The sequence below is a fragment of the Bacillus cereus group sp. N8 genome (genome assembly GCF_016483685.1).
Taxonomy (GTDB): Bacteria; Bacillota; Bacilli; order Bacillales; family Bacillaceae_G; genus Bacillus_A; species Bacillus_A proteolyticus.
Genome location: NZ_JAEHBK010000072.1, coordinates 1 through 7,568, shown reverse-complemented (window position 1 = coordinate 7,568; position 7,568 = coordinate 1). Strand labels below are relative to the sequence as shown.

Sequence of the window (7,568 nt, the reverse complement as noted above, 5' to 3'; positions counted from 1 at the left end):
ATGAGTCCAGTGCAATACCGGACTCACATCCCATCGGCCGCTTAAATTCTTTGTCTAACTTTTTGGGTTCAGTTCAAACAGGACGGCTCTTTTTTATTTCACATATACATAGGCTTTATTTACAATTAGGAAGAAACTCGTTATAACTCCTCCTTATGGTAATTCCTTTGTAAACCTTTTTATTTAAATGTATAATTGTATTAAAAGTCTAAAATTTCAGAATCGGAGGGCAGCATCATGAAAAGTTTTGGTACGTTAGTAATCTCTACCGTCATTTCAGCAGGCTTAGTATATTATAATATCGATTCCTTTTATAATAAATTTACATCCGGGAATACATATTACTGGGTAAACGGCATCCTAGCTGCTGGATTCCTTATATCCTTAATTATCAACATAAAAGATATCATCAAGAAAAACTACACAACTTCTGAATCGAATTAAGGAGCCTATTATGGTTCCTTTTTCTATGAAAAATAAAAAAACATCCTAATCAGATGCTCTTTGCTTATCCTTTAATACAATTCTACCGTTAAAATAGCCACACCAAATACGATACATGCCAATCCTATAAATATGAAAAACAATCGAAAACCCCATAAATCTCTAATTATTTCTACAATGTACATCAGCGCTATAATTATAAAATCTTTAAACCCACTGTACTTATTTTCTTTCGCCTCTCTGACTCCATCAATTACAGTTAAATAAACAATAAAAATACCTAAGCCAATCAACATAAAACCCAATACAAGCATTCATATATCCTCTTTTTTTCTTTTATATTAACATGAAAGGATATAGAGTATCAGAGTTGCTTGTTTATAAAATAAAAAAGCAGCGAATTCGCTACTTTAGCTGTCTTTTCTCTGCTAATAATTCTTCACTCAATACTTTTTGAGTTTCTCTTTTTAATTGCAACGCTCGATTAATAACATCCTTAACCTCTTCTCTTTGCCAAGGAGGAAGTCAACAGTTTGATTGTTTAACATTTCCCATATACCTATCAATTCAGTATGTTTAGGGGTATTCATAAAGGTTTCAAATGATTTTTCCCCTTCAAATTCTCTATGACATTCGTTACATAATGGGACTAAATTCTCATATTCATTTGTGCCACCTAAGGACAACGCCTGTTTATGATGAATGTGAATAACTTCATTAGAATTACATCTTTCACAAATTTTCATTTTACCTGTTCGTTCCCAATACTTCTGACTAATATGTTGAAATTGTTTACGCAGTATTTTGTAATCTTCCATTATAATTTCACACTACTCTCTAAGTCCTTTGCCTTTGCATAAATAGTAGAACGCGGAACTCCCGTCATTTTTGAAATGTCATTTACACTCAAGCCATTTTCTTTCCTATTAAAGAATAAGTTCATAGCTTGTTTCACTTGCTTTTCATCCTGCCCTTTACGTCCCATATGTTTCCCCATCGCCTTAGCCCTTTCTCGACCTTCAGCTGTTCTTTCATTAATTAAATCTCTTTCAAACTCAGCAATAGCCCCTAACATAGTAAACATCAATTTACCTGCTGGTGTAGAGAAATCAATTTGTTCTTTAAGAAATACCACCGCTATTCCTCGATCAGCTAATTGATTTACAATCTTATGCAAATCAAATATTGATCTAGCTAAGCGATCTATTTTACAAACAACAAATTTATCTCCTTCTCTCATATACTCTAATGCCTTTTGCAATTCTTCCCGATCACTATTAGCTCCACTGTACTTTTCAGAATATATTTTGTCACATCCATATTCTGTTAACCTTTCAATTTGTGCATCTAAATTTTGATCTTTTGTACTTACCCTTGCATAACCAACGATAGCCATTCAAATCACCTCAAAATAGTCTAAAAGTCTTAAGAATTATATACTTTTATTTCAGACTATCTTTTAGACATTAACAACTATCTGTTTACAAAGTTTTTACCCTATAAATTTTAATTGTACAAAAGGGTCAACTTTTAGACAGGCAAACAGGACATTTATTTTCGTTCGTTATGTTCGTTTGTTTTGTTAGACCTTAAATCGAATTGCAACTACATTCTTCTAAATTAATACGTATTAATTTAGAAAAAACCATAAACAAAAAAAGAGTGCTGTGAAGAAGCACACTCATTCAAAGGACTTTATCAATCTCGACGTTTATCGCAATCGCAGTCATGATCATGATTACGTCTACGACGACATTCATCACAATCACAGTCACGATCACGTCTACAACGACGGTCATCACAATCTCTATGTCTGCGTCTGCAAAACATTAAATCATCCCAAAATCTATTACAATCTCTGCAATGTCTGAAATTACAATTACATCCCATAAATATGATTACCTCCTCTTAACAATAGAATTCCTCATATTCTATGATTAAAAGTTAAAAACAGCTTGTTTACTAGTCTATGTTTTGCATTTTAGAATAATAATATTCGTATTTACTCTTCAAATTGCAAGTCTATTTCACCCATTATCATCCCTTAACAACAAATAAGACGCTAAACCGATCACGGTAGCTCCTAAAACAGTTAATCCTATATACATATTATAACCTCATCAAATGTCCATTTTGTACAAAATAAAAGAGCACCCATAATCGATAGGTGCTCAAATATATGAAGTGGGGCAACCCCATACTCCAATATATGCTTGTCCTTATTAAAAGGTGCAAAATAAAAAGAGTACCCGTCATTAGGTACCCTTCAACAAATAAGTATGGCGCCCCAAGTTTCATCTCATATGATAACTCGTCCCACGAATTCATCATATGCTTGTCTTATTAGAATGTTCACTGGTTTAATGTGCAATTTCTATATAACAAAGAAAAAAGCACCCGTTATGGATGCTTTTTTTATTTAATCTTTCTTCTCTTTTACCACTAAAGAGAATACATTGTCCAAATTAATCATACGATCTCCAAATCTGAAGAATCTAGCTTCTCTTGCTTGTATAGAATTTTCTATAGCAGTAACTGTTACTGTCTTTTTATACTCAATTTCAAATTCGTGTTGTTTACCATCGATTGCTTCTATGCTTATTATAAATTTTTTCATTTTCTTATTCTCCACCTCTCCCAATATATCTATTCGACAGAATAGAAAAATATTCTACAAAACAAAAAGCCATCACCAAAAGGTGACAGCTCCTAAAGGGGAAGAGAGATAACAAATGGCAATAAGTATCTCTTTAAGCCTCTGGTATTCTAGATACTCTCCGGATTCTCCAAGCCACCGCATCAATAGTATGGCTACACGCCCTGTGTCAGTGACTGGGAGAAGAGTGAGAATTCATATTCTCAACTTTATATTCCTCTTCTCGTTTATACTCCGTAGAGTCGGCTACTTAATGTCATTTTCGCCAATATCGAATTATAAAGGATTTATATCAAGACGCGTACGTTTCTTCCTGCACCTTGTTTGAACCAATACACAAGACTGAGGGGAATGTTCAGCTGTATTGGCTCAAACAAAGAGCGGAAGCTCTCTGCTCGCTTAATCATTTAAGAAGAACAACCTGACTTACATTAGTTATAGTTGTGAGTAATTACTAATATAATTGAGTTATTTCTTCTTGCTAGGAGATGCGGTCCATTCAATCGAACAGACCAACATCCCCATTTGTAAAACGATCCAGTTTTAACATAGAAATCAAGAATCCACATGACAGATGTGATTTTACTACCTATGAGTCCACAAACGAAAGGCGGAACGCTTATGCACTCAATGAGAAGTAAAATATAAATAATTTTGGGAAGCTCTTATCCCCTCTAGCCTCCGCGTCACCGAGTAACGTTATTATAATGGGAACGCTATCCCCAAAACGTATTCTCTTTTCAAAGAACTGTTTATAGGAATAGCTTACTGTTGATTTCATTTGCAAAAACTCCCCAAAAAACATGCTATTTCTCTGCCATTTTCAAATGATTCCTAATGTAGTAGCGATCAATTTAATGGCACTCTTCTTTTTCTCGTAAAAGTATGAGTTCTTCATCATCAATTCGTTCTGTACGAATGAATCTTTAACTGGTTTATTATCTAGAAACTTCATAGTAATAATGTTTCTTTCATCCTCATCTAAGATATGGTCCAAGGTCTTCTCTATCTGTTTCACCTTTAATTCGCTTATTCTTCTTGAATTTCGTATCTCTGGAAACAAGCTGATTCCTTCTTGTTCCACTTCATTATTGAATCGCATCTTTAATGCCCGGTATTCCTTTAAGATGCTGACTACTTCCTTTTGTACTTTCTTGTCATCGATTGCTGGTAATAAAGTTAATTGTTCCATGAAGGAATCCCCCTATTTCGAATTTTGGTTTTTACATTCACATCAGGTACGTGAAATTTTACTATCTAACTACTGAATAGGAGAACATCGCGCATTAACATAGTCCCCACCACACTATTGCACGTTGTTCCGCTGTCCATTAAGCCTTTAGCAATTTACGTTTCTTATTAGCCATCTTCTCTTTTACTGCTTCAATGTTATTCACTCCCCTTTTATGGTCCTGATCAAATTGAATTATTCCATCAAACATAACTGGAAATACTACTTCATCAACGTATTGTAAGTAATCAACTGAGGCTCGTTCTGTCTGTTCTACTAAATACCCGTAAATATCAAAGTCTGCTCTTGGTATCGACTTCTTACCCTTTGGCTGTTGCGACATCCTTACGTAAAATTGAATAACTGCCAGTGGTATCAAGGATACTGACTTGTCCTTACTAAACTCAATAAGGAAGAAACAAATCGCTCCCATCTTCTCTGCTTTCTCCAAGTAATCTAATTGGTGCTGCGCAATGTTTTTTAAATCAAATCGTGTAGCATTCTCTGTAGATTTCGTCTCAAATGCGATAGCTCTTCCTTTATACACACCGTCATAGTCTACTGTACTTTTAGCTTCATAGAATCCGCTTAGTACACGACCACCTCTACTCTTTAGCACCTTTACAGGAGTCGGACGCTTGTTTATAAGCGCCACTCCACCTATTTGATACATTTCATTCGCTCGATTGATAAGCATTTCAAATGCCATTCCACGGTTTCCTAGTCCCATTTTTTATTCCTCACTTTCTGTTAAAAGAATTATTTTCGTTGCAAAAAGAATATCAAAAGAATAATAAAATAATAACAAAAGAATATTTCAAAATAACCAAAAGGAGCTGTTTGAAATGATTGTTATTAAAGTGAAAGAAGTCCCAAACTCTAAAGATGGCTTAAAAAATCGTGTGCAGAGAGCTTGGAGAATCAACCTTGATCGTTTATATAATCAAGATAAGTTAATGGCAGTTTATAAAGGCGACATTTTGGAAGTATATAAGGTATTAAGCTACCAAAAAGATACACTTGAAACAAATCGAGTTGCTTTTGAATTAGAAGAAATATCAAGTGAATTAAAAGGGAAAAAATTGTTTATAAAACAACTAATCCATGTACAATAGTTGATGTAGAAAACTTAGAATTCGCATAAGCACTCTTTGAGTGCTTTTTTTCAATTGTCCCCAATCTACAAATTACAACCTTATCCCCTGAATAAAACTCAATATTCCGTCAATACTGTATATGACATTAGATTTTCTCCTTGTTCCCCCTTGGAGAACCGAGCAGTTAGCTTTTCCTAGCTGCTCTTTTATTTACGAAAAAAATAAGTTTCTTTATAATGATTCTTCTTTATTTCTCAATATAAAGAGACTTGGATTTTTGCTAATAATCCTGTATTATATGAACAAAGAGTAAGGTAAGAGTTACTCTTTGCCATTTTAAGAAAGGTTCTGTTGGAGACAACAGGACCTTTTTTGTTCGAATTTCAATAAAACAATTCTTAAATTCCATCTCATTGGAAATAACTATATAATGAAACTGATTAAATATTAGGAGTGCTATTAATGTCTGATATAATCCGTCTCTTAATTATCATGATGATTGCAACCTTTTTATTTTCTTCCATAATAATGGAGTTTAAAAAACCTCAAAAAAGTATGTTTTGGTTCTCAATTGAAGTCTTGTCTCTCCTCACTGTTTTGCTGCTAATAAAGGAATTTTTCATCAATCATATAACATAACCTCTGCATAAAACTAAATATTCCGTCAACAATATAGATGACATTAGATTTTTCTCCTTGTTCCCCCTTGGAGATAAGCGGTTAGCTTTTGCTAGCTGCTTTTTTACAAATACTAATTAATTAACACAAGTACATTTCATAAAAGCTTCGTATGATATTGTGTATTCCTTTCTTTGAGAAAACGAAACTCGTCACAAGAGCACTTTATTAAGTGCTCTTTTTGGGTTTTAAACTAATGAAAAATGAAATTTTTACCATAAAGGTAATTGTTAAATATTTTACGCTTATACAGTATAATAGGGTAGTTATTGTGTATTGGCATTAAGAGGAGCGTCCTGATTAAGCGCTTCTCTTTTTTTATAAAATGGCTCTAAATCACTTGGACACATTTACCAATTTATTCACCTCGAAATTTATGTTAAAATCCCTTGTGAGTACGACATAACTCAACCCTATGAAGCTCTGCAATATTTGCGGGGCTTCTTTTTTTCAACAAACCGTTAGTTGATTGCGCTGACTACCTTGATGTACAAAATAACGATTTTGTTTAATTTTTAAAATACAACCGCTTGTCCATTTCACTTTGCTCTATCATTGCATTTACTATTAGTAATACGAACTTTTAGAGATGAAATAAAATGGACGAGTTTTTATCTTCCGCTGCACTAAATCCGGGTTCTATCGGACCTACACTCCCACCTGTTCAACCCTTTCAATTCCATACAGGTCCCACTGGTTCAACGGGAGCTACTGGGGCAACTGGACCAACTGGACCGACTGGGCCGACCCTATTTTTCACTCCGCTTGCACCAGAACCTGAATCTATAGATCTTCCAGAAAATACAAATAACCTTTTAATTATGAGGGTCTTTGTCCCTATCGAAAACCAAAATGATAGAGTCCTATTAAACGCAACAATCAGCACTAACCTTCTTATTCATACCCCATCTGAAGGAAGCATATCCTTTACTGTGGATGTCATTAAGTATCAGTTATTCCGTGATGATATGTTGCTGACAAACACACTTGTATCTGGGAAATATGACGTAGGTAGTAATATAGATATGCTGTATCCCTTTAACTCCACATTTACATGGGTAGATACCCCATCAGATCCGATAGTGCCAAGTGATCCAGTTCATTATCGTATTGTGGCGAATATAGCGGATTTAAGTAGCACTATAGTATCCGCACAAGTTGGAAATCGTGGGTTTTCTGCTATAAGAGTTCCGACTGATCCAATTTAATTAAAATATTAATCACTTATACCACTATAAAAATGTAAATGTTAGATTATCTATGTTTAATCTATTGAGCAGTTCGCTTTTGCCGGCTGCTCTTTTTTGGTTTTAAACTAACACAAAATGAATTTTCATTATAATCTGCCTCTTTGAACTACCCCCACTTTCACTTCGTTTAGAAGGGGGGGATTCCTAAGTAAAGAGTTCTATCGAACTCTAATTTATTAGGCTATCTCCACAGTCCCTGCGGTTAGAAGCCT

At 34.3% G+C, this 7,568-nt stretch carries 10 protein-coding genes; 3 read left to right on the top strand and 7 right to left on the bottom strand.

Annotated features, from left to right (window positions below):
• Positions 1 to 237: 237 nt before the first annotated feature.
• The gene (locus JDS80_RS29920) at positions 238 to 444 is read left to right on the top strand and encodes a hypothetical protein (protein WP_000834521.1); all 207 of its coding nucleotides are present in this window, start codon (positions 238 to 240) and stop codon (positions 442 to 444) included.
• A gap of 71 nt (positions 445 to 515) precedes the next feature.
• On the opposite strand, the gene JDS80_RS29915 is transcribed toward JDS80_RS29920, so the two are convergent.
• From JDS80_RS29915 to JDS80_RS29890, 7 genes are all read right to left on the bottom strand, one after another.
• Entirely contained in the window at positions 516 to 758 is a 243-nt protein-coding gene (locus JDS80_RS29915) for a hypothetical protein (protein WP_199640727.1), read from the bottom strand.
• 153 nt (positions 759 to 911) lie between these two features.
• A complete protein-coding gene (locus JDS80_RS29910; protein WP_242477462.1) occupies positions 912 to 1,262 on the bottom strand; it encodes an HNH endonuclease in 351 nt (116 codons plus the stop codon).
• Complete coding sequence (locus JDS80_RS29905) at positions 1,262 to 1,840, bottom strand: recombinase family protein (RefSeq protein ID WP_199640726.1); 579 nt, start codon at positions 1,838 to 1,840, stop codon at positions 1,262 to 1,264. The genes JDS80_RS29910 and JDS80_RS29905 overlap by 1 nt, the downstream gene beginning before the upstream one ends.
• Positions 1,841 to 2,142: 302 nt before the next feature.
• Positions 2,143 to 2,334 (bottom strand): hypothetical protein, encoded by a 192-nt coding sequence (locus JDS80_RS31785; RefSeq protein WP_242477461.1) that lies wholly within the window; start codon positions 2,332 to 2,334, stop codon positions 2,143 to 2,145.
• Between the two features lie 529 nt (positions 2,335 to 2,863).
• On the bottom strand, positions 2,864 to 3,061 hold the full coding sequence (locus JDS80_RS29900) for a hypothetical protein (protein WP_088291600.1): 198 nt from the start codon (positions 3,059 to 3,061) through the stop codon (positions 2,864 to 2,866).
• 862 nt (positions 3,062 to 3,923) lie between these two features.
• Positions 3,924 to 4,292 (bottom strand): ArpU family phage packaging/lysis transcriptional regulator, encoded by a 369-nt coding sequence (locus tag JDS80_RS29895; RefSeq protein ID WP_159146654.1) that lies wholly within the window; start codon positions 4,290 to 4,292, stop codon positions 3,924 to 3,926.
• A gap of 139 nt (positions 4,293 to 4,431) precedes the next feature.
• Positions 4,432 to 5,061: a Holliday junction resolvase RecU gene (locus tag JDS80_RS29890; RefSeq protein WP_199640725.1), complete on the bottom strand. Its 630-nt coding sequence runs from the start codon at positions 5,059 to 5,061 to the stop codon at positions 4,432 to 4,434.
• A gap of 115 nt (positions 5,062 to 5,176) precedes the next feature.
• Here JDS80_RS29890 and JDS80_RS29885 point away from each other — a divergent pair, with 115 nt between their 5' ends.
• On the top strand, positions 5,177 to 5,446 hold the full coding sequence (locus tag JDS80_RS29885) for a hypothetical protein (RefSeq protein WP_199640724.1): 270 nt from the start codon (positions 5,177 to 5,179) through the stop codon (positions 5,444 to 5,446).
• Positions 5,447 to 6,705: 1,259 nt separating this feature from the next.
• Positions 6,706 to 7,314: an exosporium leader peptide-containing protein gene (locus tag JDS80_RS29880; protein ID WP_199640723.1), complete on the top strand. Its 609-nt coding sequence runs from the start codon at positions 6,706 to 6,708 to the stop codon at positions 7,312 to 7,314.
• Positions 7,315 to 7,568: the final 254 nt, after the last annotated feature.

Bases quoted from the DNA above. Each gene is read 5' to 3' on its own strand.
- JDS80_RS29915 (WP_199640727.1), bottom strand. From the start codon at position 758: ATGCTTGTATTGGGTTTTATGTTGATTGGCTTAGGTATTTTTATTGTT.
- JDS80_RS29880 (WP_199640723.1), top strand. From the start codon at position 6,706: ATGGACGAGTTTTTATCTTCCGCTGCACTAAATCCGGGTTCTATCGGA.
- JDS80_RS29920 (WP_000834521.1), top strand. From the start codon at position 238: ATGAAAAGTTTTGGTACGTTAGTAATCTCTACCGTCATTTCAGCAGGC.
- JDS80_RS29905 (WP_199640726.1), bottom strand. From the start codon at position 1,840: ATGGCTATCGTTGGTTATGCAAGGGTAAGTACAAAAGATCAAAATTTA.
- JDS80_RS31785 (WP_242477461.1), bottom strand. From the start codon at position 2,334: ATGGGATGTAATTGTAATTTCAGACATTGCAGAGATTGTAATAGATTT.
- JDS80_RS29900 (WP_088291600.1), bottom strand. From the start codon at position 3,061: ATGAAAAAATTTATAATAAGCATAGAAGCAATCGATGGTAAACAACAC.
- JDS80_RS29890 (WP_199640725.1), bottom strand. From the start codon at position 5,061: ATGGGACTAGGAAACCGTGGAATGGCATTTGAAATGCTTATCAATCGA.
- JDS80_RS29885 (WP_199640724.1), top strand. From the start codon at position 5,177: ATGATTGTTATTAAAGTGAAAGAAGTCCCAAACTCTAAAGATGGCTTA.
- JDS80_RS29895 (WP_159146654.1), bottom strand. From the start codon at position 4,292: ATGGAACAATTAACTTTATTACCAGCAATCGATGACAAGAAAGTACAA.
- JDS80_RS29910 (WP_242477462.1), bottom strand. From the start codon at position 1,262: ATGGAAGATTACAAAATACTGCGTAAACAATTTCAACATATTAGTCAG.